At 28.7% G+C, this 816-nt stretch carries 1 protein-coding gene; it reads right to left on the bottom strand.

Going from position 1 to position 816, the window contains the following annotated elements; genetic code table 11:
* Window positions 1-816 (bottom strand): hypothetical protein (locus NF27_RS05220; RefSeq protein WP_039456644.1); only part of this gene is annotated, 816 nt, incomplete at both ends.

Raw genomic sequence — 816 nt, forward strand, 5'->3', positions numbered from 1 at the left:
AATTTCTTCTTCATGATAATTGCCGCTCTTATACATAGAAAACCCTAAATGACTATGGATAGTAGCTAACCTATGACTCCTGCCTTCTAGGAAGGCTCGTTGTTGTAATATACTAATTACATTTTTATTGAATATTATGGCTTCATAATATTTTCCTGAGCCCCTGTAAGCATCGCCAAGATTAATATAAATGTTAATTAAATCTTCAGATAAATTAAAATGACTTTCACCATTGAAAGGATAAAATTTATGCTCATTATACTTATTAGCTAAGGGCTCAAGTAATTCTATAGATTCTCTATATCTTTCAAGTTTATTATAAATTTTACTAAGGTGCGCAATATACTCTAGATTCGAATTTATATAATCGCTTTTTATTTTCTCTTTTAAAAGAATAATGGCTTCATCATATTCATATAATTCTTCTAAAATATACACTTTATTTATAATTTTAGCTTTTTCATCATGCAATATGCTATTTTGTCTGAATATGTTTGCCCTTCCATCTGTATCAACAAAAACTCTAGTTAAATCATATAAGCTTATCAAAGTATTATGTATACTAAGCAAAGACTCTTTATCTGGAGTATCATTATTAATTTCAGCCAAAGGCTTTCTTGTTAAGAGTAATATCTCATCTTGTCTATTTGCCTTTAAATAGGTTCTAAGTCGCAATTCTTGTACATAAGCGATTGCATATTTTACTTCATTAATAAATTCAGAATGCAAACCTGTTTGTGCTTCTGCTACTAGAGCCGCTACTCTATCTAGTGTACTATTTTTCTCAATATTATAAAATAAAGCCAGATTTTCAAA

Source organism: Candidatus Jidaibacter acanthamoeba, assembly GCF_000815465.1.
Classification (GTDB): Bacteria; Pseudomonadota; Alphaproteobacteria; order Rickettsiales; family Midichloriaceae; genus Jidaibacter; species Jidaibacter acanthamoebae.